20 protein-coding genes and 1 pseudogene are annotated in these 24,758 nt (G+C 57.0%); 13 read left to right on the plus strand and 8 right to left on the minus strand.

Annotated elements, in window-relative coordinates; translation table 11 throughout:
- The first annotated feature begins 3 nt into the window (after nucleotides 1-3).
- From hpaI to L8I05_RS07365, 4 genes are all read left to right on the plus strand, one after another.
- Nucleotides 4-804, plus strand: a complete 801-nt coding sequence (gene hpaI, locus L8I05_RS07350; RefSeq protein WP_242167888.1) for a 4-hydroxy-2-oxoheptanedioate aldolase — start codon at nucleotides 4-6, stop codon at nucleotides 802-804.
- A 114-nt stretch (nucleotides 805-918) separates the two neighbouring features.
- A complete protein-coding gene (locus tag L8I05_RS07355) occupies nucleotides 919-2,259 on the plus strand; it encodes an ATP-binding protein (protein ID WP_242167890.1) in 1,341 nt (446 codons plus the stop codon).
- Nucleotides 2,256-3,581: a sigma-54 dependent transcriptional regulator gene (locus L8I05_RS07360; RefSeq protein WP_242167892.1), complete on the plus strand. Its 1,326-nt coding sequence runs from the start codon at nucleotides 2,256-2,258 to the stop codon at nucleotides 3,579-3,581. The genes L8I05_RS07355 and L8I05_RS07360 overlap by 4 nt, the downstream gene beginning before the upstream one ends.
- A 288-nt stretch (nucleotides 3,582-3,869) precedes the next feature.
- The gene (locus L8I05_RS07365) at nucleotides 3,870-4,430 is read left to right on the plus strand and encodes a hypothetical protein (protein WP_242167895.1); all 561 of its coding nucleotides are present in this window, start codon (nucleotides 3,870-3,872) and stop codon (nucleotides 4,428-4,430) included.
- A 189-nt stretch (nucleotides 4,431-4,619) separates the two neighbouring features.
- Here the strand turns inward: L8I05_RS07365 and L8I05_RS07370 are convergent, their stop codons facing one another.
- From L8I05_RS07370 to L8I05_RS07385, 4 genes are all read right to left on the minus strand, one after another.
- Entirely contained in the window at nucleotides 4,620-4,997 is a 378-nt protein-coding gene (locus tag L8I05_RS07370) for a lysozyme inhibitor LprI family protein (RefSeq protein ID WP_242167896.1), read from the minus strand.
- Between the two features lie 57 nt (nucleotides 4,998-5,054).
- Entirely contained in the window at nucleotides 5,055-5,738 is a 684-nt protein-coding gene (locus tag L8I05_RS07375) for an N-acetylmuramoyl-L-alanine amidase (protein WP_242167898.1), read from the minus strand.
- 366 nt (nucleotides 5,739-6,104) lie between these two features.
- Nucleotides 6,105-7,379, minus strand: a complete 1,275-nt coding sequence (locus L8I05_RS07380; protein ID WP_242167900.1) for a glucarate dehydratase family protein — start codon at nucleotides 7,377-7,379, stop codon at nucleotides 6,105-6,107.
- Complete coding sequence (locus tag L8I05_RS07385) at nucleotides 7,376-8,740, minus strand: MFS transporter (RefSeq protein WP_242167902.1); 1,365 nt, start codon at nucleotides 8,738-8,740, stop codon at nucleotides 7,376-7,378. The genes L8I05_RS07380 and L8I05_RS07385 overlap by 4 nt, the downstream gene beginning before the upstream one ends.
- Before the next feature lie 105 nt (nucleotides 8,741-8,845).
- Between L8I05_RS07385 and L8I05_RS07390 the strand changes: the two genes are divergently transcribed.
- Nucleotides 8,846-9,748: a LysR family transcriptional regulator gene (locus L8I05_RS07390; protein WP_242167904.1), complete on the plus strand. Its 903-nt coding sequence runs from the start codon at nucleotides 8,846-8,848 to the stop codon at nucleotides 9,746-9,748.
- Between the two features lie 203 nt (nucleotides 9,749-9,951).
- Nucleotides 9,952-10,635 (plus strand): annotated as a pseudogene (locus L8I05_RS07395) (substrate-binding domain-containing protein); the annotation flags it as partial.
- Between the two features lie 29 nt (nucleotides 10,636-10,664).
- Here the strand turns inward: L8I05_RS07395 and L8I05_RS07400 are convergent.
- Nucleotides 10,665-11,555 carry a LysR family transcriptional regulator gene (locus L8I05_RS07400; protein ID WP_242167907.1) on the minus strand — a complete coding sequence of 297 codons (891 nt, stop codon included), beginning with the start codon at nucleotides 11,553-11,555 and terminating at the stop codon, nucleotides 10,665-10,667.
- A 165-nt stretch (nucleotides 11,556-11,720) separates the two neighbouring features.
- Between L8I05_RS07400 and L8I05_RS07405 the strand changes: the two genes are divergently transcribed.
- From L8I05_RS07405 to L8I05_RS07420, 4 genes are all read left to right on the plus strand, one after another.
- Entirely contained in the window at nucleotides 11,721-12,803 is a 1,083-nt protein-coding gene (locus L8I05_RS07405; protein WP_242167908.1) for a 4-oxalomesaconate tautomerase, read from the plus strand.
- Between the two features lie 43 nt (nucleotides 12,804-12,846).
- Entirely contained in the window at nucleotides 12,847-14,172 is a 1,326-nt protein-coding gene (locus L8I05_RS07410; protein ID WP_242168401.1) for a dicarboxylate/amino acid:cation symporter, read from the plus strand.
- Between the two features lie 121 nt (nucleotides 14,173-14,293).
- Nucleotides 14,294-15,598, plus strand: coding sequence for a citrate:proton symporter (locus tag L8I05_RS07415; RefSeq protein WP_242167910.1), 1,305 nt, complete (start codon nucleotides 14,294-14,296; stop codon nucleotides 15,596-15,598).
- A 92-nt stretch (nucleotides 15,599-15,690) separates the two neighbouring features.
- The gene (locus L8I05_RS07420; protein ID WP_242167912.1) at nucleotides 15,691-16,944 is read left to right on the plus strand and encodes an OprD family porin; all 1,254 of its coding nucleotides are present in this window, start codon (nucleotides 15,691-15,693) and stop codon (nucleotides 16,942-16,944) included.
- Nucleotides 16,945-17,361: 417 nt separating this feature from the next.
- Here L8I05_RS07420 and L8I05_RS07425 read toward each other — a convergent pair whose 3' ends face one another.
- Complete coding sequence (locus L8I05_RS07425; RefSeq protein WP_242167914.1) at nucleotides 17,362-19,281, minus strand: ATP-binding protein; 1,920 nt, start codon at nucleotides 19,279-19,281, stop codon at nucleotides 17,362-17,364.
- A gap of 261 nt (nucleotides 19,282-19,542) precedes the next feature.
- On the opposite strand from L8I05_RS07425, the gene L8I05_RS07430 reads away from it, so the two are divergent.
- The 3 genes from L8I05_RS07430 (at nucleotide 19,543) to L8I05_RS07440 (ending at nucleotide 23,013) form a co-directional block, all read left to right on the plus strand.
- Nucleotides 19,543-21,333 carry an EAL domain-containing protein gene (locus tag L8I05_RS07430; RefSeq protein WP_242167916.1) on the plus strand — a complete coding sequence of 597 codons (1,791 nt, stop codon included), beginning with the start codon at nucleotides 19,543-19,545 and terminating at the stop codon, nucleotides 21,331-21,333.
- Between the two features lie 739 nt (nucleotides 21,334-22,072).
- Nucleotides 22,073-22,675, plus strand: coding sequence for a hypothetical protein (locus tag L8I05_RS07435; RefSeq protein ID WP_242168403.1), 603 nt, complete (start codon nucleotides 22,073-22,075; stop codon nucleotides 22,673-22,675).
- A 29-nt stretch (nucleotides 22,676-22,704) separates the two neighbouring features.
- Nucleotides 22,705-23,013, plus strand: a complete 309-nt coding sequence (locus L8I05_RS07440; protein ID WP_242167918.1) for a hypothetical protein — start codon at nucleotides 22,705-22,707, stop codon at nucleotides 23,011-23,013.
- A 585-nt stretch (nucleotides 23,014-23,598) separates the two neighbouring features.
- Here the strand turns inward: L8I05_RS07440 and L8I05_RS07445 are convergent.
- Both L8I05_RS07445 and L8I05_RS07450 read right to left on the minus strand, forming a co-directional pair.
- The gene (locus tag L8I05_RS07445; RefSeq protein WP_242167920.1) at nucleotides 23,599-24,006 is read right to left on the minus strand and encodes a hypothetical protein; all 408 of its coding nucleotides are present in this window, start codon (nucleotides 24,004-24,006) and stop codon (nucleotides 23,599-23,601) included.
- A 221-nt stretch (nucleotides 24,007-24,227) separates the two neighbouring features.
- A complete protein-coding gene (locus L8I05_RS07450) occupies nucleotides 24,228-24,701 on the minus strand; it encodes a hypothetical protein (protein WP_242167922.1) in 474 nt (157 codons plus the stop codon).
- Nucleotides 24,702-24,758: the final 57 nt, after the last annotated feature.

Here is a 24,758-nt window from a genome sequence, read left to right on the forward strand (position 1 = left end):
ATCATGGGCAATCCATTCAAGACCGCGCTTTCGCGAGGCGATAAGGTCATCGGCCTCTGGCTTTCACTTGCCAATGCCTACAGCGCCGAAATTTGCGCGACAGCAGGCTTCCAGTGGGTGCTGATCGACGGTGAACACGCGCCAAACGATGTGCGTAGCACACTGGCACAGTTGCAGGCCGTTGCGCCCTACCCGACCCACCCGGTGGCCCGCACGGTCGATGGCAATCCGGCAATGATCAAACAGCTGCTCGACATTGGCGTTCAAACATTGCTGGTGCCCATGGTCGATACTGCCGAGCAAGCCATCGCTCTAGCGGCCGCGACCCGATACCCGCCGCAAGGAACAAGAGGCGTCGGTGCAGCGGCAGCGCGTGCTTCGCGCTGGGGAGGCCACACGGACTACCTGGAGACCGCCAATGACGATGTATGCTTATTGGTGCAGGCTGAATCCAGGGTTGCACTGGAGAACCTTGAAGCCATCTGCGCCGTCGACGGCGTGCATGGCATTTTCATCGGGCCGGCGGATCTGGCCGCATCAATGGGGCATCGTGGGCATCCTGAGCACCCTGAAGTGCAACAAGCGATAGAGAACGCCATACGCACCATTGTTGCCAGCGGCAAAGCCGCCGGCACCCTGACAGGCGATGCCAGACTCGCTCGGCACTATCTCGAACTGGGTGCCAGCTTCGTCGCAGTGGGGCTGGATCTCACCCTGCTGGCACGGGCGACCCGCGGATTGGCCAACGACTTCGGCCTCGGCGCCTTATCGGCAGCCCCCGCCAGCGGTGCCTCACCCTACTGATTGCTCTGCCAATCGCGCGTCGACGTCGCTTTTGGAGATCTTCAAGGGAATCAAACCGGTAAACAGGCGGTCCTTTATCACGCAGATATCAGCTGCTGCCTGGAAAGGTCCGTTATGCTCAAGCGCTTCGACAAATCCCGCCTCGTGCTGTGGGCAACCGCGTTAGCGCTGCTGTTGTCGGCCGCCGCGCTGGCGTGGAGCCTGGTCCAACTGAGCCGTCAGAGTGCCGATACTCAAGTACTCAATGCCAAGTCCCAATCCGAATTCGCGTGCGCATCGCTGGCCGCTGGATTGAAGCGTTTCGAGCAACTCCAGGGCACCCCTGATCATACGGCGGCCCAAGCGGTGATCGACATGGCATTGCGAGACTTGAGCGGGCTGGAGGGGGGCTTCTGGCAGGCTGATCGGGGGGTCATCGCCTATGCGTTCCCGACCTATGATGGCACGGGCATCAAGCTGGATCCGCCCAGCGCCGAGCTTGCCCGCATCGTGGCGACCGCACAGCGGGCAATGGACAGCAAAAGCCTGGTGGTGGATGTTCGCCCTGGTCAGCGTGAAGCGGTGGTATTCAGTGCCTGTGTCGTCGACGGTGATACCTTGGGGCGAATGGCGTGGACGTTGATGCGTGTTTCTACCTCCAGCGCTCAGGCCAGCAGTCCCGTCAGCTTGACCCTGAGTTTGCTACTCGGGTTCGTGTTGACCGGCGGCGCGGTGCTACTCTTGGCGCTTCGCCATGTTTTGCAGGAGCGCAAGCGCGCGTTCGAACACGTTGAGGCGGCTGAGCGCCTGGCGATGGTCGGGCAGTTGTCGGCGGGGTTGGCCCATGAAATTCGCAACCCGTTGGGCACCATCCGCATCAAGGTGGAAAACGCGCTGGCGGCGCCACCGCCGTTGCGTGAACAGCGTACGCACAGCGCGTTGCAGGTGGTGCTGGAGCAAACGCAGCGCCTGGAGAGCCTGACCAGCAGCTTGTTGGCGCTGACGCAACTGAACTCATTGCAACTGCAGTTGATCGACCTGCCAGGCTGGCTACAGGACGTGTGCGACTTCTATCGGGAGCGCGCCGAGCAACTGGGTTTGACCCTCGAACTTCAACTTGAACCGCCATTAGGCGAAGGTCGAGCCGAGCCGGTGACCTTTGACCCGCTGTGGGTACGTCGGGCGTTGGATAATTTGATGCTAAACGCGCTGGCCCATGTGCGGTCCGGGGGCACCATCAGGATAGGCGCCCGTCGGCTCGCCGCCCAATCGCTAGTGCTATGGGTGGAGGATGACGGCGATGGCGTTGCGCCTGCGCTGCGGGACAGCCTCTTTTCGCCCTTCACCAGCCATCGCCCCGGTGGCAGCGGCCTGGGCCTGGCTCTGGTGCAGGAAGTGGCCAGGGCACACAAGGGGGCCGCCACACTGGTCCCCTCTCGTCGCGGCGCGCGATTTGAAATGGAGCTCGGTCAATGAGCATCTTGTTGGTGGACGATGATGCAGCTTTTCGCGAAAGTCTGGGAGAGGCCCTGGAGGACTTAGGCTATGCCGTGGTCCAGGCGGGTTCTACTCGGCAGGCCCTGGACTGCCTCAGCAGGCATTCTCCGGCCTTGGCCATCGTCGACCTGCGCATGCACCAAGACGACGGGCTGACCTTCCTGCGCGAGGCTCGCACCCAGCGTCCCGAGATGCCTTGCGTTATCCTCACCGGCTATGCCAGCAGCCAGAACACCATCGAAGCCATGCGCCTGGGAGCCTTCGACCACCTGACCAAACCTATCGGGCGCGAGCCGTTGCGCGAGTTGCTGCTGCGCGCGCTCCCGCCTGCTGAACCCGCTGCTGCGGCGCCACTACCGGCTTCGACCGACGAATTGATCGGTGACAGTGAGGCCATGCGCCAAGTGTTCAAACTCATCGGCCAGGCAGCGGCCAGCGATGCGACCGTTATGATCCTGGGCGAAACCGGTACGGGCAAGGAGATGGTCGCCAGTGCGTTGCATCGCAATGGCCCGCGCGCCCAGAGGCCATTCATAGCGGTCAATTGCGCGGCCATTCCCGCAGACCTGCTGGAAAGCGAGCTGTTCGGCCACGTCAAAGGTGCTTTTACCGGCGCTCACGCTGACCGCCTCGGGCGCTTTCGGGAGGCGCAGGGCGGCACGCTGTTCCTGGATGAAATTGGCGATATGAGTCTGGTCACCCAAGCCAAAATCCTGCGGGTGCTGCAGGAGCGTCAGGTATCGCCGCTGGGCAGTTCGCAGAACATCGCGGTGGACGTGCGCCTTGTCGCCGCGACCCACCGCGACCTGACGGCCTGGATCGAACAAGGGCAGTTTCGCGAAGACCTCTGGTACCGCCTGCAAGTGATCACTGTCCAGTTACCGCCACTGCGTGAGCGCCAGGGCGATATCGTAGCGTTGGCCGAGCATTTCCTGCAGTCGGCCAGCGGTGGGCCTTTAGCAAAACGTTTAAGTGCGCAAGCCATCCAAGGCCTGCTGAACCATACTTGGCCCGGCAATGTGCGCGAATTGCGAAATGCGATGCAACGGGCGGCGCTGCTCGGCAAAGGCACGGTCATCGATGTTCAGGCGCTGGGGTTGACCCCGCCGACGCTGAGTTCAACCAGGTTGGAGTTGGACTGGGAGGGCCCGCTGGAGGCGGCCGTAGCGGCCGTGGAACGGGAGATGATCGTTCGCGCACTGGTCCGCGCGGGGCAGAATCGCGCCGAGGCCGCGCGCCTGCTGGGTATCTCACGCCAGCAGCTGTACCGAAAGATCGAGCAATTGCACCTTCAAATGTGAACCTGTCCGATGAAGTGACAGGAGGTGTCGCACAAGCGGACATGTCCGCCCGGCGCTTTTACTCAAACCTTTGATTTAACAGGCTTTTTAAGTTGGTACGGTGGTTGCAACAGCCCTCTCTGTGACAATCCGTCAAACTCAGGAATCCTACTCATGAAACATCATCATCACGTGTCGCTGCTCGTTCTCACCCTGTTGATGGGAGGGCAGGCCCTGGCGCAGACCACTCCCCTTCCCGTCCCACCCGCACCGCCTCTACCTGCCCCGGGCGCGGCGCCAGGCGCCACTATGCGCAGCGAAGAGACAACCGTCGACGGGCAGGTGCGACAGTTGCTGATCAACCCCTACGGGGAGGTCGACGGCTTGATGCTCGACAGCCGTCAGATTATTAAATTTCCACCGCACATGAGTGCTTCACTTGCCGAAAACTTCAGCGTCGGTACTCCCGTCAAGGCCGTGGGGTTTCGCGAGAGTGAAGCTACCTTGCGCGGCAGTGCCGTGGTCAACCAGCAGACCGGGAAGATCATTGTAGAGCGCCCGCCGCAACCCGGCGAACCCGCCCCTGTGCCCCCGCACTTGCGCACGGCGCAATTGCAGAACCTGCAAGTGGAAGGCAAGGTTCAGGCCGTGCTGAGCGGCCCTGCCGGCGATACCAACGGCGTAATTCTCGAAGACGGCAGCATTGTGCGCTTTGCGCCGATGGCGTTGACCCAGCCAGTGGCGGTTGGCAAGTACCTTGCCGCAAGCGGCGTCGGCACTCGCAATAACTACGGGGTAGCCATCGAAGCGCTGCGCATAGGGGATAACGCGCAATCCTTGCAACCCGTGGGGGCTGCTCCCGCGCCCTGAGAGAACACCATTTCGCCTTCTGGATGGCAACTTTGTCCAGATCCAAAATATCCGCGGGAGTAAATGTGGAGGTATTTTTCACACATGACTTAGCCCGACCTTTTCAGATTGGGCTAAGTCATTGAAGAAAAACCTTGCGCCGCAACGACGGGAAGCGACCCCATGCGTTGCGACACCCCTTACACAGTCTTACTCTCCAAGCTTCGACTCAACGCAACCGGTACTGGTGCACTCGCGTTCGCGCTCCTGCAGGAATGCCATGCGTTTTTGGGTCATGTCGACCGCGCAATCCAGATTGACGAAATAGCCGGTTGGCTTCTCTTCGCTGCATTGTCCATCACGCTGCTTGATCCAGGCCAGTTGGCCCTGTTTCAGCGAGCTCTGCTGCGTTGGATTGAGATGCTTGCGCAGGCCCGTGTATTGCTGATTCAAATCACGGTCAACCTGCGCAAACAGGTTGCCCGCACAGTAGACCTGATCGAACGCGTTACGGGGCTTGGCACACCCCGCCGCGTGTGCACCTAGGGGGAAAACGATAGCCATCAGGACAATTGCGACTTTCTTCATCTTCGCGCTCACTTCTCTGGGTTGAAATTCTTGGCTGAACAGCGATATTCCTGCGCGTCACGGCTGGCAAGCCATGACCCCTTGTGAAATTGCATCAGCGATCTTCGCAATCGTTGCGGGGTCCTGAAGGCGTGGTTCCTCGTCGGGATTGGCAATAACACCCGCTTCGATGAGCACAGCCGGCATCGGAGCCGTCTTGAGCACGATCAGATCGTCGAAACGATGAATACCGAGTCGCGGGTCGATAAGCGGGCGGTTTTCGCCTTTTATCGGTGTCGCATGATAAAGCGACGGTGTTTCGCCAGCCGCGAGCAGCTTCTCACCCATGGCCTTTGCGCAAGCGAGGCTTTGTTGATAATGCGGGTTGAGCATAGACACGAAAATCGAGAATCCCTTGAACTCTCGACGGCGACCCGCGTCGATCCACGCCTGCTGCATCGAGTCATGATGAATTGAAACGAAGAGGTTCGCACCTGGTTCGGCGTTAGGTCTGTCGGCCAGTGTGAGTTCGCGATTGTCGGCACCTGTACGCGTGACGCGATCACCGTCGGCCTGAAGGTCTTGGGCAACTGCTGCGCTCAGATCCAGGTTGTAAAGATGCTCTACCCTGCCGCTTGCCCCCGTTGCACCGGGATGAGCAGGTGTATGACCCGCATCGACGATGACCCAGGCTGCATGGCAAGGCGAGGCGCACACCACAAAAGCAAATGGAATAATTCTCGAAGTCAGCACTCTGAGCATTGTAGTTTGCCAGCGGTGTTGGTTGATAGAACGTCATCAGGCAGAGTGGAGACGCGTATCCAAAATGCACTGCGCATGAATGTAGCCGACATCCTGGCATGCACTGTAGTCAAATCCCACACTTGAGGCAAAATTTGGAAACCGCCTTGCAGTCCGAAAAATGCCTGACCGAAACCAAGCGGACAGTGTCATTGGGGGCTCGCAGGCCGGGATCTTTGTCGGGATGGCTAATGTCGTTAAATTGATCGCAATCCCGCCATAACCTCCCGTTCAATCCCTGTGCTTGCCAGGGCTGAGCACCCGGAATTGCCCCGCCAAGCAACTATCAAGTGATGTAGCCTGCATCCAGGCGTTTGCTGACTGAACTCAAAAACGCGGTTTGACCGCCTTCCACTCCGGCTTGTAACGCTGCATCTGTTTCACGTCATCGCGCTGACGAATGCCGCACGTCAGGTACTGGTCGTGCAACTTGCCCAGTTGATCGTGATCCAGCTCCAGGCCCAATCCGGGCGCACGGGTGATCTTCACGCAGCCATCGACGATGGGTATTTTGCCGCCCTTGATCACTTCTTCATCCGCTTCCTGCCAAGGGTAATGCGTGTCACAGGCGTAATCCAGATTGGGCACCGCGGCGGCGACATGCGCCATCGCCATCAGGCTGATGCCCAAATGGGAGTTGGAATGCATGGACACGCCCAAGCCAAAAGTGTCACACATTTTCGCAAGCATCTGGGTGTCGCGCAGGCCGCCCCAGTAGTGGTGGTCGGCGAGCACGATCTGCACGCTGTTTAACGCAACACTGCGGCGGAATTCATCGAAATCGGTGACCACCATGTTGGTCGCCAGCGGCATGCCGGTGCGCTTGTGCAGTTCGGACATGCCGTCCAGGCCCGGTGTCGGGTCTTCGTAATATTGCAGGTCATCGCCCAACCATTCAGCCATGCGAATCGAGGTTTCCAGCGACCAATTGCCGTTCGGGTCGATGCGCAGCGGGTAACCGGGAAAAGCCTTTTTCAACGCCTTGATGCACAACACTTCGTGTTCCGGTGGCAGCGTGCCAGCCTTGAGTTTGATGCTCTTGAAACCGTTGGCTTCGATCATGCGTTGGGCCTGGGCGACGATCTGTTCTTCGTTCAGCGCTTCGCCCCAACTGTCGGGTTTGTAGGGTGAATCGACATGCTGGGCGTATTTGAAGAACAGGTAGGCGCTAAACGGAATCTCGTCGCGAATCGCACCGCCCAATAAGTCCACCAACGGCACGTTCAACGAGTGCGCCTGCAAATCCAGGAACGCGACTTCAAACGCCGAATACGCGTTGCTCACCGCTTTGCTGGCATGGGATCCCGGCGCCAGTTCCGCACCGGCAATGCTCGTCGGTTTGTTCGCCGCCACCGTAGCTTGCACGATGCGGCGCAGTTGATTGAGGTTGAACGGGTCGAGGCCGATTAACTGGTCTTGCAGTTGCTGCTGGATCAACAGCGCCGGGGCGTCCCCGTAGCTTTCACCCAGGCCAATGTAGCCATTATCGCTTTCAATTTCGATGATCGAGCGCAGCGCAAAAGGTTCGTGAATCCCACTGGCGTTCAGTAGAGGCGGATCACGGAAAGCGATTGGGGTGACGGTGACTTGTTTGATTTTCAAGAGGCTGCTCCTTTCGAACCTGAACTCAAGGCTTGATGACTGATGGATTTTTCAGGCGTTGCAACGTCGCCACGCGGTGCGGTGCGGGCAAAAAAGATCACCACAGCCGCAACCAGTGAGGTGGCCGCCAAACCGTAGAGGCCGCCTTCGATGGAGCCGGTTTTTTGCTCCAGGAAACCGAACGCTGTCGGGGCGACGAAGCCACCGAGGTTGCCGATGGAATTGATCAAGGCGATCACGGCGGCGGCGATGCGAGCGTCCAGATAGCCTTGGGGAATCGGCCAGAACAATGCCGAGGCCGCTTTGAACCCAATGGCGGCAAAACAGATGGCAACGAAGGCGAAGATCGGCCCGCCAATGGTGGACATGAACATGCCGAACGCGGCGATCACCAGGGTCAAGGCGACCCAGGCTTGCTGGTGTTTCCATTTGCTGGCCATGGCGGCGAAGCCGTACATCGCGATGATCGAAATGATCCACGGAATCGAGTTGAACAGGCCCACCTGGAAATCGCCGAGGTTGCCCATTTTTTTGATCATGCTCGGCAGCCAGAACGTGGCACCGTAGATGGTCAGGGCGATGGAAAAGTAGATGAAGCAGAACAACGCGATTTGCTTGTCGGCCAGCAGCTTGAACATCGATGGTTTGACTGTCTGCGTGGCTTCGCGGGCCTGTTGTTCCAGGGCGATGGTGTCAACCAGCGCGTCCTTTTCTTCGGCGCTCAACCATTTCGCCTCGCGCGGGTGGGATTGCAACCAGAACCACACAAATCCACAGAGTACGATCGAGGCAAAGCCTTCAATCAAGAACATCCACTGCCAGCCATGCAGGCTGAAACCGCTGACGTTCAACAGTGCGCCAGAGACGGGACCGGAGATCACCGAGGCGATGGCCGAACCGCTGAGGAAAATCGCCATGGCCTTCCCACGTTCAGTCGACGGCAGCCATTGGGTGAAGTAGTAAATGATGCCGGGAAAGAAGCCTGCCTCGGCCGCACCGAGGACAAAACGCAGCACATAGAAGCTGGTTTCCCCGCGCACAAACGCCATTGCCATCGCCGCCGCGCCCCAAGTGAACATGATGCGCGTCAGCCAGGCACGGGCACCGTAACGCTGCAGCAGCATATTGGAGGGGACTTCGAATATCGCGTAGCCGACAAAGAACAACCCGGCACCCAAGCCGTAGGCGGCAGCGCCAATACCGAGGTCGGCTTCCATGTGGCTGCGTACGAAACCAATGTTGACCCGGTCGATGTAGTTGACGATGAACATCACCACGAACAGCGGCAGCACATGATGCTTCACCTTGGTAGCAGCGCGGGCGAGCACATTCGGATCAGGCGGACTTTGAAGGGTATTCAAGGGGCACTCCCGTTCATTATTTTTTTAGGGGCGGGCCGATCATGGACGCGCAGATTGATCCCGTCTAATCTAAATTGGCATTCTATTGATACCGGAATTAGATCAATGTTCGAGCTGACTCAACTGCGCTGTTTCACCACGTTGGCGACGGAACTGAATTTCCGCCGCGCCGCCGAACGGTTGAACATGACCCAACCGCCTCTCAGTCGACAGATTCAACTGCTGGAACATCACCTGGGTGTAGAACTGTTAACCCGCACTACCCGCAGCGTCGCCCTGACCGCCGCCGGCCGCGCATTTTTCATCGAAGCGCAAAACCTGCTGGAGCGTGCCCAACAAGCCGCCGTTACCGCCCGCCGTTTTGCCGAGGGGGACATCGGCTCGGTCAATATCAGCTTCGTCGGCAGCGCGGTGTACGAATTCCTGCCCAAGGTCATCGCCGAAGCACGGCTCAAACAGCCCCATGTGAAAATCGACCTGACGGAGATGAACACCTATCAGCAGCATGAAGCGCTGCGTGCGCGGCGTATCGATCTGGGTATCGCTCGAGCGCCGTTGCTGGAGCGGGGATACGCCACCGAATGCCTGGTGCGTGAACCGTTTGTATTGGCAGTGCCGAGCCGTCATCGGCTGGCGAGCGCTGAAACCGTCTCGGTCAAAGACCTCGATGCGCAGCCTTTTCTGATGTATTCCCACGCCGCCTACCCGCCGTTCAACGAACTGCTGACCGGCATGCTCCGATCTGCCCGCGTCGCTCCGGAATACGTGCAATGGCTCGGCTCCTCATTGACCATCCTGGCCTTGGTCAACGCCGGAATGGGCCTGGCCCTGGTGCCTCGCTGCGCCACCAGCGTGGTGTTCAAGAACGTGGTGTTTCGCGATATCGATTTGGGCGAAGGTACTCAGAGCGAGCTGCATTTGATCTGGCACGAGCATAATGACAACCCGGCGTTTGCGATGTTGCTGGAGGGGATTCGAAGGGCGGTGCGGGAGGGATGGGGAGTGTAAACTGTCAGAACAAACCGACCGTCGGATCCGCCGACGAGTCTGGCTAAAACTGAGGGCCGTATCATGTTTGACGTATCCCTGAGCGTCCTGAGCGTCTTCAACCCAACCGAGATAGTTATTTCCCTCCTCCGATAGCTCGTTGGTAGGGGATGCGCCCTTGCCCGACTCAGTCGCGATCCAATTTGTGGTTGATCATCTTGGCGAGCCAGATAAACCTGCTGGACGCGCATGCGCTCCAGATTCATCAGGGGTTGGAATCGCGCTTAGTCCTTGCGATGACGCCGGAGTTGCAAACAGGCGTATGGAATCGTCCGCTGTCCATTATCGCCAGCGAGTTCCCCACGCTTGAAATCGAGGTTCGCTCCGCGTCCCATCCGGAGGCGATGCGCATGCTCCATGAAGGGCGTGTGCAGTTGGCACTTGGGTTTGAACGACCAGGGCTTGACGAGCGGGAGACGTTTCTTCAAGCAGGGAGCCAATTGTTAGTAGCCGTTGCCTCTCCCGATCATCCTGCGGCCGCCGGCAAGAAACGCCCCTTAAGTGAAGAGCAACTGGTCAACGTTCGGCAGATCATCGTTGCTACTGGAGGACCTACAGACTCTGATCCACGTGTTGTGCTATCACGGCGGATTTGGCACAGCGACAACTATCTGGCAACGCTGGACTTGGTGCAGCAAGGATTGGGCTGGGCTTATCTTCCACAACCGCTGGTACAACCCCTGATCACCTCGGGCGCATTGACGGAGGTGGTGTTTGACTACATGCCAAGTCAGATGCGGTTATGGGTCGATATCATCTGGGTAAAGAACCGCCCCCTGGGGCTGGCAGCGAGTCGCTATCTGAGCCTGATGCGCAAAATTGCCGAGGGCGAGCCTCGTCGTGTTTAAGGAGTAAAAAATACTGCCCGTGGCATGGCTCATTGCGGCCATTGCTCAAGCAGTATCGAGACGAATTTTTCCGCCGCCGGCGAAAGCGATGACCCCCGGCGGTAGACCAAGCCCAAAGAGCGGTTCACAACCGGCTCGATCAACGGGACGCTGACCAAGGTTGGATGATCTTGCGCCGGCATGGCCAGGCTCGGCATCGCCGAAACTCCCAGGCCCGCCTCCACCAGCCCCAACGAAGTAGAAAGTTGCTGGACTTCGTAGAACCATTGCGGCCTCCAACTCAAGCCAGACAGGGCGTGATCGAGCAGCATGCGGTTCCCGCTCAGGCGCCCTACCCCGATAAGACGGTAATCGCTCAATTCAGACCAGGTGACCGCACTGCGTCCAGCCAATTCATGATCACGCCGGCAGGCCAATACAAAAGGTTCGCTGACCAATGGCACGAACTCGATATCCGGGTGCTGCCCACTCATCATGTTGATACCGAAGTCGGCTTCCCCCCGCAGTACCGCTTCAAGCCCTTCATTGGCGCTCAAATCCAGCAGGCGGATCCGGATTTTTGGATAGCGCTCGTTATACAAACGAATGACTGACGGCAAAAAATAGAAAGCGGCAGTAGGGATACATGCCAGGGTTACCCGGCCAATCTGGCGTTCGGCTAGTTCGCGGATATTGAGAATCGACTCATCGAAGTCATCCAGCAACCGGCGTGCCTTTGGCAGAAAGTCGCGGCCGACGCTCGTGAGGCTGACCTTGCGCGTGGTGCGATCGAGCAACGCGGTGCCCAACCCCTCTTCCAGTTTTTTTATCCGACGACTGATTGCAGGTTGAGACAAATGCAAGGCATCGGCAGCTTCGTGAAAACTGCCAAGTTCGGCGATTTTAACGAAGGATCGAATGTCGTTCAGCTCATATTCCATGTCTTATCTCATCCGCAGAAGGCGTCAAAAAGTAATTCAGCGTAAATTCATCATTTGTAAAACGCAATAATCTCATCAATTTTTGCATTTGAAACATTTTTTAAAGCTTGCGACTCTTGCTCCAAGAACATCAATTACGTCAATTGATCAACAAGAGTCAGGATCATGCAAAGAATTCCCTGTGTGCTGATGCGCGGCGGTACCTCTAAAGGCCCGGTTTTTCTTGACTGGGATTTGCCGGCAGCCGTTGAAGCGCGCGACGAGCTTCTGCTCAACCTGATGGGCTCCGGCCATGAGCTGGAGATCGACGGTATCGGTGGGGGCAGCCCGCAAACCAGCAAGGTCGCGATTGTCAGCCCTTCGCTGCACCCGGACGCAGACGTTGATTACTTGTTCGTTCAGGTGATGGTTTCGCAACGCCGGGTCGACAGCGCCCCCAACTGCGGCAACATGCTTTGCGCGGTCGGGCCGTTCGCCATTGAACAGGGTCTGGTCAAAGGCAATCCAGGGCGTACTCGTGTACGCATTCGCAATGTGAACACCGGGACCTTTATCCATTCCGAGGTGTACACACCGAATGGCAAAGTCAGTTATGAGGGCGACACCGCCATCGATGGCGTGCCAGGTACTGCAGCGCCCGTGCAACTCACCTTCCTCGATGCGGCCGGCAGCAAGACCGGCAAACTCTTCCCGACCGGCAATACGCAGGACGTCATCGATGGCATTGCGGTGACCTGTATCGACATGGCGATGCCGATGGTGCTCATCGAAGCCAGTCAACTGGGCAAGCGTGGCGATGAGAAACCAGCGGAACTGGACGCCGATAGAGAATTCCTGTGTCGCCTTGAGTCCTTGCGGCTTCAGGCCGGCCAGGCCATGGGCTTAGGCGATGTCAGCAACAAGGTGATTCCCAAACCGGTCCTTGTATCGCGTGCGAAATCCGGCGGTACGATTCAGGTTCGCTATTTCATGCCGCACAACTGCCACCGTGCGCTGGCCATTACTGGCTCGATTGGTTTGGCTACCGCGTGCGTGATAGAAGGCAGCATCGTCTCGCAGATGCTCGGCGGGATTAGTACGCCGCGCCTTGAAGCCGTGCGTATCGAACATCCTAGCGGCGGGATTGATGTCGTATTGTCCTACACCGGCGTCAACGGTGAGACAATTCAAGCGTCCGTCGTACGCACCGCGCGCAGGCTTTTTTCAGGTTACGTCTACGCCACGGGCTCTCAGCGCCTCGCCGGATAATTCCGGCGGTCGTTGGCATTTTTGCATCCACACAATTCTAAAAATGGGTGATGCCATGAAAGTTGTTAAATCGCTCTACTTCCAGATTCTCTGCGCCGTGGTGCTGGGCATTGTGGTTGGCCATTTCTGGGCTCAGCAGGCCATCGCACTCAAGCCATTGGGTGATGCGTTCATCAAGCTCATCAAGATGATGATTGCCCCCGTGGTGTTCTGCACCATCGTCACCGGCATCGCCGGGATGAGCGACAAACGCTCGCTTGGACGCCTGCTCAGCAAAACCATGCTGCTGTTTTTTTGCCTGACGGTGATCAGCCTGGTAATTGGCCTGGTGGCGGTGTACGTATTCCAGCCGGGCGCCGGCATGAATATTGATCCCAGCCAACTGAGCACCAAAGGCTTGGCCCAGTACACGGAGTCGGCTGCAAAGCTTGGGGTTGTGGAGTTTTTCATGCACATCATCCCCGACACCTTTATCGGTGCCTTCAGCAAAGGGGAAGTGCTGCCGGTGCTTTTTATTTCGGTATTGTCCGGCTTTGCCTTGTCTTCACTGGGCGAGCGCGGCAAGCCGGTGCTCGACGTGCTCGAGTCCGCCTCGCAAATGGTCTTCAAGATCTTCGCTTACCTGATGCGCTTTGCGCCGATCGGTGCCTTCGGGGCCTTGGCATTCACCGTTGGCCAGTACGGCATCACTTCGCTGGGTTCGCTGGCGAAGTTGATCATGACCTTGTACATCGCCTGCGGCTTCTTCGTGTTCGTGGTGCTGGGCAGCATTTGCCGCAGCAATGGCTTCAGCCTGTGGAAACTGTTGCGCTACTTTCGCGAAGAATTCCTGGTGGTGCTAGGGACGTCCTCCACGGAACCTGTCATGCCACGCATGCTGGAAAAACTTGAAGCGTTAGGCTGCAAGAAAGGCGTCGTGGGCCTGGTACTTCCAACCGGCTACTCGTTCAACCTGGACGGTACGGCCATCTATCTGTCGTTGGCGGCGATTTTCATTGCCCAGGCCTGCAACATTGACCTGAGCTTTATGCAAATCATCACTATGCTGGCGATCATGTTGTTGTCCTCCAAAGGAGCCGCCGGCGTGACTGGCAGCGGATTCGTGGCGCTTGCCTCGACCCTAACGGTCATTCACGACATCCCGTTGGCCGGCCTGGCGTTGCTGATCGGGGTAGACCGCTTCATGTCTGAAGCGCGCGCCCTGACCAGCCTGGCCAGCAACGCAGTCGCGACGGTCGTGATTTCGATATCCGAAAATGCCTGCCACCGCGAAACGCTGAACCGGATGCTCGATGCAAAACCTTCTGCGGCACAAGTAAACGCCTGGGAAGACCTGAAGATCGCAAACGCGTCCAGCAAAACCGGATAACGCCCTCTCCTGACTTGACTGAACCGCCGACCCCGCCAGGCGCCGTTGTGCAGCCCGGTGGGCCAGGGCTCGTGCGCCTTGGTATTTGTCACCATTACGATAACAACAAGAGAACCGTCCTATGCTCGCTTTCCTTGGCTTGGCCATGGTAGTCGTATTCACCTTCCTCATCATGACCAAGCGTTTGTCGCCGATCGTCGCACTCACCGTAGTACCTATCGTCTTTGCGGTGATCGGCGGTTTCGGCGGCACCACCGGCAAGATGATGCTCGATGGCCTGAAAATGGTCGCACCGTCTGCCGCATTGCTGCTGTTTGCGATCCTGTTCTTTGGCTTGATGATCGACGCGGGCCTGTTCGATCCACTGATCCGCAAGATCCTCAAGCGCGTCAATGGTGACCCCATGAAGATCGCGGTGGGCACTGCCCTGCTCTCGTTGCTGGTCGCTCTCGACGGCGATGGAACAACGACCTACATGATCACTTGCGCTGCGATGCTGCCGCTGTATAAACGTATCGGTATGAACCCGATGATCCTGGCAACCATCTCCATGCTGTCCTTGAGCATCATGAGTGGTATGACCCCCTGGGGCGGCCCCGCTACACGGGCCATTGCCGCGCTGGGTCTGGATGCCGGCGAGTACTTCGTGCCGTTGCTGCCGACCATGATCGGCGGCGCCATGTGGGTGGTTTTCACGGCCTTCCTGCTGGGGCGAGCCGAACGCAAGCGTATCGGCAACGTGCAACTGCAAAGCGGTGGCGGCAATTGCTACATCAACGCGATTCTTGAGGACACACCTCACAAACGTCCTAGGCTGGCCTACGTCAATCTGGTGCTGGTGATTGCGGTGATGGCGGCTCTGGTGATGGGGTTGATGCACTCAGCGATCTTGTTCCTGATCGGCTTCGTGCTTGCGCTGATGATTAACTACCCGCAATTAGACATTCAGAAAGAACGCATTCTGGCGCATTCAGGCAACGCCATGACGGTGGTGTTGCTGGTATTCGCAGCCGGTATTTTCGCCGGCATTTTTTCCGGTACCAAGATGGTCGACGCCCTGGCACAGACCCTCGTCGACTGGATCCCACCCTCTTGGGGCCACCTGTTTCCACTGGTCGTCGCGATCACCAGCATGCCGCTGACGTTCGTGCTGTCCAATGACGCCTACTATTTTGGTGTCGTACCGATCCTGGCTAATGCCGCCGCGGCGTATGGCATCGACCCGATTGAAATCGCGCGCGCCTCGATCCTGGGACAGCCCGTGCACTTGATGAGCCCGTTGGTTGCCTCGACCCTTTTGCTGGTAGGTATGGTCGATCGCGACATCGGCGACTTCCAGAAAGCTACCGTCAAATGGGCAGTGCTGACCTCCCTGGTCGTCACTGCACTGGCCTTGCTGACCGGCGCCATTAGCCTGTTTAAATAATTCTCCCACCAACCCCTGCTGACTTTCAACGCGCCTCACTCAGGGCGCGGGTGTAGCCCTGCATCCAAAATAACAACAACGAGTCATTTGCCATGAACCCTATGTATACCCGTCGAGCTTTGTTTTGCGCGTTAGGCTTGGTCCCCGTCGCGGGCGCCAACGCCGAAGGTTTTATTGATGACAGCAAACTCAAGCTGCAACTGCGCAATGTGTATTTCAACGAGAACTTTCGTGACGAGCACGGCTTGAGTACACGAGCCGCCAGAACGGCAAAAAGCGAACGGACCGAGTGGGCCCAGGGATTCCTGCTGGACTATCAGTCCGGATTTACCGCGGGCACGCTCGGCTTCGGCGTCGATGCTCTGGGTCTCTATGGCGTAAAGCTCGATTCAGGGCGCGGTCGCAGTGGTACCGGGCTCATGCCGGTGCATGATGACGGGCGAGCGGCCGACGAGTTTGCCAGCGCCGGCGCTACCGCAAAAGCCAGGTTCGCGAAAACCACCGTAAAGTACGGCACCTTGCTGCCCAAGGTGCCGGTGCTGATTTACAACGACGCACGTTTATTGCCCCAGACCTACCAGGGCACCCAGGTCAGCAGCACCGACATTGAGAACCTGACAGTCACCGGCGCGTACTTGGACCGATTCAAATTACGCGACTCCACCGACAGCGTGCCAATCGTGCCTGATGGCTATAGCGGGGCAAAGTCGGGAGACTTCAACTACGCCGGGGCCGAGTACAAGTGGGGCAAAAATATCCGCCTGAGCTATTTCTATGGCGAACTCGAAAACTTCTACCGGCAGAACTTCGCTGGCATTCAGTACGACCTGCCATTGGCGGGTGGCGTACTCACCAGCGACCTGCGTTACTTCAACAGCGCTGATAGCGGCTCTGCGTATGCAGGCAAAATCGACAATGACATGCTCAGCGGCCAACTGGCCTACGCGATCGCCGGCCACACCGTCGGCGGTGGCTATCAGGCCCTTCGCGGCGATGCCGGTTTGCCCTACATCAGCGGCGCGACCGTGTATTCATTCAGCAACGCAGGCATCGGCAAGTTCATCGAGGAAGACGAGAAGACCTGGATGCTCAACTACGCCTACAACTTCGCCGCCGTCGGCGTGCCCGGCTTGACCTTCTCCGCGCGCTACCTGAGCGGCAATGACGGTAAGTCCACGACCACGGTCAAGGAATGGGAGCGTGATACCGAGCTGGCTTACGTAGTACAGGCGGGTACGTTCAAGGGGCTGGGTGTGCGCATGCGCAACTATGTCTACCGCTCTGAGTTCTCCCGGGGACGCGACAGCAATCGCCTCTACCTCACCTATGACATCGCCCTCTGGTAGGTCGACGATCGCGGCCCTTGCGGCCGCTTTCTTAAAGCGTCAGGTAAGGAAACCCAAGCATGCTGTTTAAAAACAAAGTACTGATCCTGGTCCTGGCCCCCGTGGTGGTGATATCCACGGTGCTGGCACTGACAACAAGCACCATATTGAATCGCCCCGGGTTGCGTAGACACATCCGAGCAACTGCTCCTGGCCGCAAACCGCCGCTCATGGATGACAACTATCGGCCGAGGCTTTGTAAAAACGTTTTTGAGCGCGCCAGGTGCTCAAAACCAGACTGGAAATCGCCTTTTTACGCGAAATCCACATCTGCAGACGTGCCGATAAACTTCAAATTTAACGTAGACGCGGACACTTCAATTTTGGCGAAGCGTTGTTACACACTCTGGGCCAAAAGCGGACGCTTGCCGAGCCTGCTCATCGTTGAGAGATTAGGCGCTGCACAATTACTTTCAGCTCTTTCAGGGCAAAGGGCTTCAGCAGGAGTTCGGTCTGGCCGCTTTTTAGTGCGATCGCCGGGACAGCGTTTTCCACGAAACCGGAAATGAAAAGGACTTTGAGCGCCGGGCGCTTGTCGAGCGCGATCACCGCTAATTCATCGCCACTCATACTGCCGGGCAGACCGATGTCCGTAATCAGTAACGCTGCCTCTGCATGTGCCTCCAGCTCCCTTAGTGCTTGTGCAGGAGTTTCAGTCTTGGTGACCTGATAGCCGACTTCTTCCAGCGTCTCACCAATAAGGTCACGAATAGCGACCTCGTCGTCGAGCACGACTATTCTGGCGTTATCTGCCTGGAAATCGCATTCCATACTGCTGGGTGCGCTGATATCAACAGTTACGGCCTCGCTGTGGTGCAACGGCAGGAGAAGGCTCACCGTAGTCCCTTTCCCCATAACTGATTCGATCCGGGCTTCACCCGATGATTGCTGGGCAAAGCCATAGACCATCGAGAGGCCCAGTCCGGTTCCAGAGCCCAAGGGTTTGGTGGTGAAGAATGGGTCGAAAGCGCGCTCAAGCACGCTTTGTGGCATACCCACCCCGGTGTCAGATATCCGCAAAAGTGCGTATTGCCCTGCGTTCAGCGCTGTAGAGCCATCCGTAGTTTCAACGCGGGTCTGGCTAATTTCGATCCGTAGCCGACCTCCATTAGGCATAGCGTCGCGTGCATTGATGCAAAGGTTCAGTATCGCGTTTTCCAATTGGTGGGCGTCACATAAGCACAGCAAGGTTTCTTCTGGCACCACTAGCTCCAGTTCGATCCGCGGCGTGAGGGTCCTGCTGATGAGTTCCCTCATTTCTTGAGCTAGCAACGCTGGGTCGACCACTGAGCTCGCCAGAGGCTGACGTCGGGCGTAGGCCAGCAGCCGATGCGTCAGAGAGGCTGCTCGGGCAGAAGCATTTCGTGCGAGCCCTACATATTGTGGTAGATCCTCTTGCTTGCCCTGGGCGATACGTCGATCAAGCATGTCCAAGCTGCCAGTGATCACGGTCAGCAGGTTATTGAAGTCATGTGCCAATCCACCTGTTAGCTGGCCCACCGCTTCCATCTTCTGGCTCTGCTGCAACTGCGAACTCACTTGATCGAGCGCTTCTTGACGTTCTTTGTATAGAGTAACGTCTCGCGCGACCGCAAAGTACAGCCCCTCTCGACGTGCTATTCGCCAGTTCAGGTGCAGCGCTTTGCCATTGGCGCGAGAGCCTTGGGTATCGAGCTCTGCGATATCCCCTCTGCCGAGGGTGCGTAGGGCATCTGACAGTTGTGAGGGGGAGATGAAGCAGAAAAATGCACCGCCCTTGAGTTCCAGATCTGAAAGCCCGGTTTCGGTTTGCCAGGCCGGGTTCATCGCCACGACATCCCCGCCCACGGACAGTGTGCAGATTAGGTCAGGGGATACATTCCAGATACCATCTCGCTCCAGTGTACGACGCTCGACCTCATACTCCAGACGATCATTGACCGCGTAGAGGGCGCTCAAGGTTCTTCGGAACAAAGCGCAAACAACCGCCATGCCGAAAGTCACAAGGGCGAAACTTGCACTACTCGCCCAGGCGGTAAAGCCATCACTGAAGCCAATCTCGCCAATGAAGAAATAGTGTGCGGTGACCACTGCTAGCACGCAGCCCAGGAACGACGGGCCAACACCGAAGACGAAACCGATGAACATCAGGCCCGGTATGAAAAATAGGTAAGGTAATGCCGTGAATGGAAGCTGAACGCGCACCGCGGCACAAAGCGCAATCACCATGACGGTGCCGGCGTAGCTAACCGGAGGGCTTGGCTGGTAGCGCACCAATCGGCGCACCACCTCAAGAGTGCGAGAGAGAATACTAATCAAATGTTGCTCCGTCGGGGCCGGGTCGGAGAGCTGAGGTGCGAATTGTCGGCAGTCGATACGGCGACGGTTCGCCACCGCAGATAATTATCGGCAACAATGCCTTCAGCTTTAAGCAGTTCACAACCAGAGCCTATAGTTTCTGACTAACAGCGTAATGGCTAACCATAATTGTGGGACTTTGGCGCCGTGATAAGCTCAACGCATAGAATTAAAACCTAATCCTAGTGTTTCCAGCCGACTTATCTCTCAATAGTAGCCGATATGACCACGTGTAACTCATCGCCCGAAGAAGAACGCGCACGACTGGTCGACGTAGACCGTTTGACCTCGGACTTGGAAAGCGGCTCGGACCCTGTGCTCAATAGCATCGTGGCGATGGTCGCCAGCTATTTTAAAGTGCCTACTTCGCTGGTAAGCATCATCGAACGCGACTATCAGGTTTTCAAAGCCCGTGTGGGCATGGAGCCTGAACGGACTGTGCGCGAAACGTCCTTCTGCGCCCACAGTCTCGACGAAGGGGGGGTGTTGGAAGTGTGCGACCCTGTCGCTGACCCGCGCTTCTCGAGCAACCCGTTGGTATTAGGTGCTCCGTTCATCCGGTATTACGCAGGTGCTCCTTTGACGATCAAATCAGGGCGCAACTTGGGCAGGCTCTGCGTGATTGACCATAAAGCGCACGCGCCGATGGACGAGCAAGGTCGAACCCTTCTGCGCAACGCGGCCCAGGTCGTGGTGGCGCGGTTGGAATCTATGCATCGCTCGCATTACATCGACCCGATAACTGGCTTACCCAACCGGCAGCGCTTTGAAGCAGACATTCTGCAGGCTCCTGATCAGGATGATCGGGTCGCCATCCTTATAGAGCCACTCTCGGCATCGGGGATAGACAGTTTGGCGAAGTCGCTTGGCAGCGAGTTTTTCACCAACTTCATGCTGGCGGTCAAAGAGCTGCTTTTGAAGTTGCTGCCCGAAGGTACGCGTTTGTACCGCTCCGGTACCCTGGGCTTTGTCGCACTGCTCAACCGCCGGACGCTGTCGCTGTCCAGCCTGCTCGACAGCATCGTGCATGCGTTCGAAAGGCCGTTGTACTGTGTGGATATACCCGTTTTCTCCGATGTAGGGATCTGCGTACTGCCGCTCAAGCACGAGCCCGGCCAGCCAACAGATATCCTACGCCTGATGTCCAGCATCACTGATGCTGCGCGCCGAAGCGAGCAGCGTTGGCTCGATTACGATCCCGCTATCGATTCTAGCCTGCGTCGCAGCACCGCACTACTCAATGACATTGAAGCGGCACTTGCCACCGTTGACCAGTTCAGGCTGGTCTACCAACCTCGTGTCGATCTTGCCAGCAACCGGTGCGTCGCAGTTGAGGCACTGCTGCGGTGGTCGCATCCCAAGCTAGGTGAAATTAGCCCCGCTGAATTCATCCCACTGGCCGAAACCACAGCTTCTATTCGCCACATCACCAGTTGGGTAGTGCGGCGCGTCTGTGAGCAGCTATCAGAGTGGCGCGCTCAGGGCTTGGAAATAACTGTCTCCTTGAACGTCTCGGCACTGGATCTGACTGACGGGCGTCTGTTCAATCAGTTGGTCGAGGCCCTACAAGCCTTCAAGGTAGCACCACGACTCATCGAGCTCGAATTTACCGAAAGCGTTCTGGTAACCGACTTCCAGGCCGTGCGGATTCAGCTACAACGCTTTCGCGATATCGGCGTAGCCATTGGGATTGACGACTTTGGCAGTGGTTACAGTAACTGGGCCTACCTGCGCCAGATTCCAGCAACCAGCGTCAAGCTCGATCGTTCACTGCTGGCTGATCTTCAGCCGGGTAGCAACGAATGGCACATCATCCGAGGCCTGATCAGCTTAGTGCGGAATCTTCGCTTGACCGTCGTGGCGGAAGGGGTTGAAACGGAGCTGCACTACCACCTGCTGCGAGGTTGGGGCTGTCAGCAGGGTCAAGGATATTACTTCGCCAAGCCATTATCCCCGGTCGCCCTTCTCGCCTGGCTTGACGAGGGTATCTGGTTGTCTGAGCGGCCTCGCTGACGTATTCGCTCTGGGCTTACGAGACTGGAGGAGATTCAGGTCGGGTCAGCTAAAGCCGGCTTGAGGTTAATCAGTTACTGGGCATTAGGGTCATAAGGGTTGCCTCATCCCCACTGTTACTAAGGGTTGAAGCTTGCGCTCCGAACGTAATCGACACCGACGGAGTGGCCGAGTGCAGCCGCTCTGTAGGGGGGGTTGCATTCAGTACGTAAACCTCATCGTTAGTACTCAGCTTAAACGACTTTCGGATGAAACTCCGAAAAGAAGAACTCTCCGCCCCGTTGGCCGTTGCATAGAGGTTATCCTGTTCGGCTAAAACCTTCGGAATGAATTGCTGGCTGCTTCGTTTCGGCAGGACTGATCCAGCCATCTACAGTTACGAGAGAGCGATTCAAGGAGCGGATCAAATCCGATTTAAACGCATCGATACGCATGATGAAACTCAGTATCGAAGCTGGAAACGTATCCCCAAATCGGTCCTACCCTGCCGCGTTACAGAATCTCGACCGAGTAATCCTGGAGTACTTTTGGTACAGCGGCAATGCTCAGGATGAGATAGTAAGTCCCAGGTGTGCTTCTGGCCGAAAGGCGTCTGCTCGTGTTAAAGGGCCGGGCTTGAAGAATTGACAGACCAATTCCGATATCGTCGCGACGCTTCAAGCACAAAATTTTCTGCCGTTACGCAATGCGCCTCCTCTTTTGTGGTCTGTACCCCTGACTTCGCAAAAGGAAAGGCTTCATCTCGATACGCCCCCTGCTTGGCCTGATAGCATTGCTATTGTTCGCAGGCTGCCAGTATTTGCCCCACACCAACTACTTCACCGCGCCCGAAAACGAGCCCAACCCTGCCTTGGTACGTATCGTCGACTACACGCAACACGCCGAAATTTACCAATACGAAAACGGTAAACGTTCGGGCGGGGCTGTTCGCACCGGCCCCCTGCCGTTCACCCACACACAGGACGTGGGCATGCCCAAGGCAGGGCAAGACCTCACATGGGACTATTACGAAACGCAGATCCGACAGGGTATCGAAACGCAGGTGGATCTTTTCTGGACGGGTTCACGCACTCGCTCCTGCCACATCTCGACGAAGTTCACGCCCCAAGCCGAACGCTATTACCAGTTCAGGCTGACATCCGGCTCACCAGGCAGCTGTAGGTTGTACGCATCGCTGATCGAGCGCGACAAGGAAGGAAACGGTTGGCATCTCACGCCGAACCCGAAGGTGACCTATTACGGCGATGGACCGACGGCCAAAACCCATTACAACAACAGCAGGTTTAAGGACCCCGATTATCATCCACCTGAGGCTCTGTATCCGGGGATGGACATTCACTAGACAGGTGAACGACTACAAGGAATCGTTAATTGGCTAGCGCAAAATATTTCCGAACGCTCGGCGAGCGAGCCTCAGAAGATGTGTTTGCATGGGCGGCATTTGTCGCGCAAACAGAATTCCTTTGGCAAGACACTGCGTCAGTCAAGGACGCCGTCGCTTGGCAGCGGACTTGGTTCGAGCTGGAAATGCTCAACGGGCTTGCGTTGGCGCAATGGGAGGATGAGGGAAAGCCTATTAACTGGTCGTGCCGCTGGAACATCGGCTATCGACAAGAAGCGGCAGCCCTGGCCAATGAGTTGTTGGAACTTTTGTGCGATGCAAAATCATCTGGAGGCTGAACCATCACGCCGGCCTCACACATAGTGCCAGCTTATCCAACCCCATCCGCGCGCTTGTGCAATAGAGCATTTCATAAACCGCTCACACCGTATTTTTCCTCGATGCATTAATGCTCTGTTGGCATTACGCTACGACTGCGGATGGATACGCGGATCGATCACTCTGGCGACGAGCGCCATTGCAACATCGCGAAGAGCATGAGCGTCTCGCGATGCCAATTACAGGACAGGCGCTGAAAGACAGCCCGGACAACTCCGATTAAGGATATCGACTCATTGAACGACCAATTTGCCTAATTCGGATTAGTCATCCAGGTATACGGGAGCGCATTGAATACCAACAACGTTCACCCAGGTCAGCGTCAGAAATCGCCATTCGCGATCGCTCGAACACTTGGTGCAATTGGGGGCACAACTGGGGGCATAATTCGAGTTTTTCAAGCTGAAACCACTGTCCTAGAGCCCAGTCAAAATGTTTTTTGGGGATCCGGACAGTCTTTAGTCGTCATTGCCAACCCTCCAGCGAGGGAACGCCCGGTGCAAACATGCCCACCCGAAGCACCGCGCCTCTACACATAATCAGGCTCAAGGGAATTCCACCTCGCAATCTGAAAGAGCAATCGAGCGCCCGTCGGACACAACAAACTGATCACCGTCAATTCGCGCAAGCAGCAATCCACGGGCTTGTGCTCCGGCCTCAACTGCCTCCCGCCACCCCTCTATATCACCATGGTAAGAGAGGACATGGAACTGAAGCCCCTCCGGCAGATGAATTTTACAGCTGTCAGAAACAACCCCACCGCGGGTGGCCCTTATCTCACCTGCCGAGTCCAGGAGGGCATTGAACTGCTTCTTTGCCTTACTCTTTCCATCATCTTGGTAGTAAACAAACTCTACGCCTTCAACAGGATTCAAGCCGGGTACGGCACGCTGCCCGCGCTGCTCGATGGTGCCGCCTAGGATTTTCTCCAACGCATCCCGATCACTGCTCATTACCTACCTCACTTACGCGATCGTTGCCACGCTCCGCATGGGCGTAAACATTTCCCTTTGAAAAATCAGCCGGCCACAATTTGCCCCTGCCCTTTCAGGATATCCTCGATCAGCGTTTTATCAGGACAGCGAAAAACCACTTCAAGTTCGTGTACTTTTTACTGCGATCTGCGATCGCTCCCATGGTACAAAAATGACAGATGGGAAGATCGCCTTAAGACCTACTCTCTCACCTGAGAAAAAGTAACCACCGGGCCGTATTCCTGATCAGACACTATCGCCTGCACACAAAATTTCTTCTCTGGAAACTTACTCAGCAACACCATCCTCCATGACTGAGCAATAAGGTTGCACAGTTGTTCATAAACAGCTTCGTCCACTCTATCGCTGCAGCCTGCAAAAACATCATACAGGTGCACATGATTCAAAACCTTCTCAACCGCCACCACATCACTATTACAAGACTGCATCCAACTAGAGAATGCTTCAACAGTGAATCCGCTTTCCAGAAACACGCCCGACTCGTAAACAACAAAGTCTGGAAACAACACGGTGGAAAACACCAGGACATCTTCAGGATGTACAACATCACTAATAAAACAAGACTCAACCAACTCGGATTGATCCTTCCATTGTGACTTCCAGCGCTCGTATTTGGGAGACCTGACAGGGCCTGTCGTCCTGATTATTTTCATAGCACTGTTCCTGCACTGATGCCTTTTGGCGATTTTTTTTGAGCGAGAATCGATCGA

The sequence above is a fragment of the Pseudomonas sp. MONT-RG-20F-20-E-7-02 genome (assembly GCF_022662395.1).
GTDB lineage: Bacteria > Pseudomonadota > Gammaproteobacteria > Pseudomonadales > Pseudomonadaceae > Aquipseudomonas.

Bases quoted from the DNA above. Each gene is read 5' to 3' on its own strand.
- L8I05_RS07390 (WP_242167904.1), top strand. From the start codon at position 8,846: ATGTTCGAGCTGACTCAACTGCGCTGTTTCACCACGTTGGCGACGGAA.
- L8I05_RS07365 (WP_242167895.1), top strand. From the start codon at position 3,870: ATGCGCAGCGAAGAGACAACCGTCGACGGGCAGGTGCGACAGTTGCTG.
- hpaI (WP_242167888.1), top strand. From the start codon at position 4: ATGGGCAATCCATTCAAGACCGCGCTTTCGCGAGGCGATAAGGTCATC.
- L8I05_RS07360 (WP_242167892.1), top strand. From the start codon at position 2,256: ATGAGCATCTTGTTGGTGGACGATGATGCAGCTTTTCGCGAAAGTCTG.
- L8I05_RS07420 (WP_242167912.1), top strand. From the start codon at position 15,691: ATGAACCCTATGTATACCCGTCGAGCTTTGTTTTGCGCGTTAGGCTTG.
- L8I05_RS07370 (WP_242167896.1), bottom strand. From the start codon at position 4,997: ATGAAGAAAGTCGCAATTGTCCTGATGGCTATCGTTTTCCCCCTAGGT.
- L8I05_RS07410 (WP_242168401.1), top strand. From the start codon at position 12,847: ATGGGTGATGCCATGAAAGTTGTTAAATCGCTCTACTTCCAGATTCTC.
- L8I05_RS07415 (WP_242167910.1), top strand. From the start codon at position 14,294: ATGCTCGCTTTCCTTGGCTTGGCCATGGTAGTCGTATTCACCTTCCTC.
- L8I05_RS07430 (WP_242167916.1), top strand. From the start codon at position 19,543: ATGACCACGTGTAACTCATCGCCCGAAGAAGAACGCGCACGACTGGTC.
- L8I05_RS07450 (WP_242167922.1), bottom strand. From the start codon at position 24,701: ATGAAAATAATCAGGACGACAGGCCCTGTCAGGTCTCCCAAATACGAG.
- L8I05_RS07375 (WP_242167898.1), bottom strand. From the start codon at position 5,738: ATGCTCAGAGTGCTGACTTCGAGAATTATTCCATTTGCTTTTGTGGTG.
- L8I05_RS07355 (WP_242167890.1), top strand. From the start codon at position 919: ATGCTCAAGCGCTTCGACAAATCCCGCCTCGTGCTGTGGGCAACCGCG.
- L8I05_RS07400 (WP_242167907.1), bottom strand. From the start codon at position 11,555: ATGGAATATGAGCTGAACGACATTCGATCCTTCGTTAAAATCGCCGAA.
- L8I05_RS07405 (WP_242167908.1), top strand. From the start codon at position 11,721: ATGCAAAGAATTCCCTGTGTGCTGATGCGCGGCGGTACCTCTAAAGGC.
- L8I05_RS07445 (WP_242167920.1), bottom strand. From the start codon at position 24,006: ATGAGCAGTGATCGGGATGCGTTGGAGAAAATCCTAGGCGGCACCATC.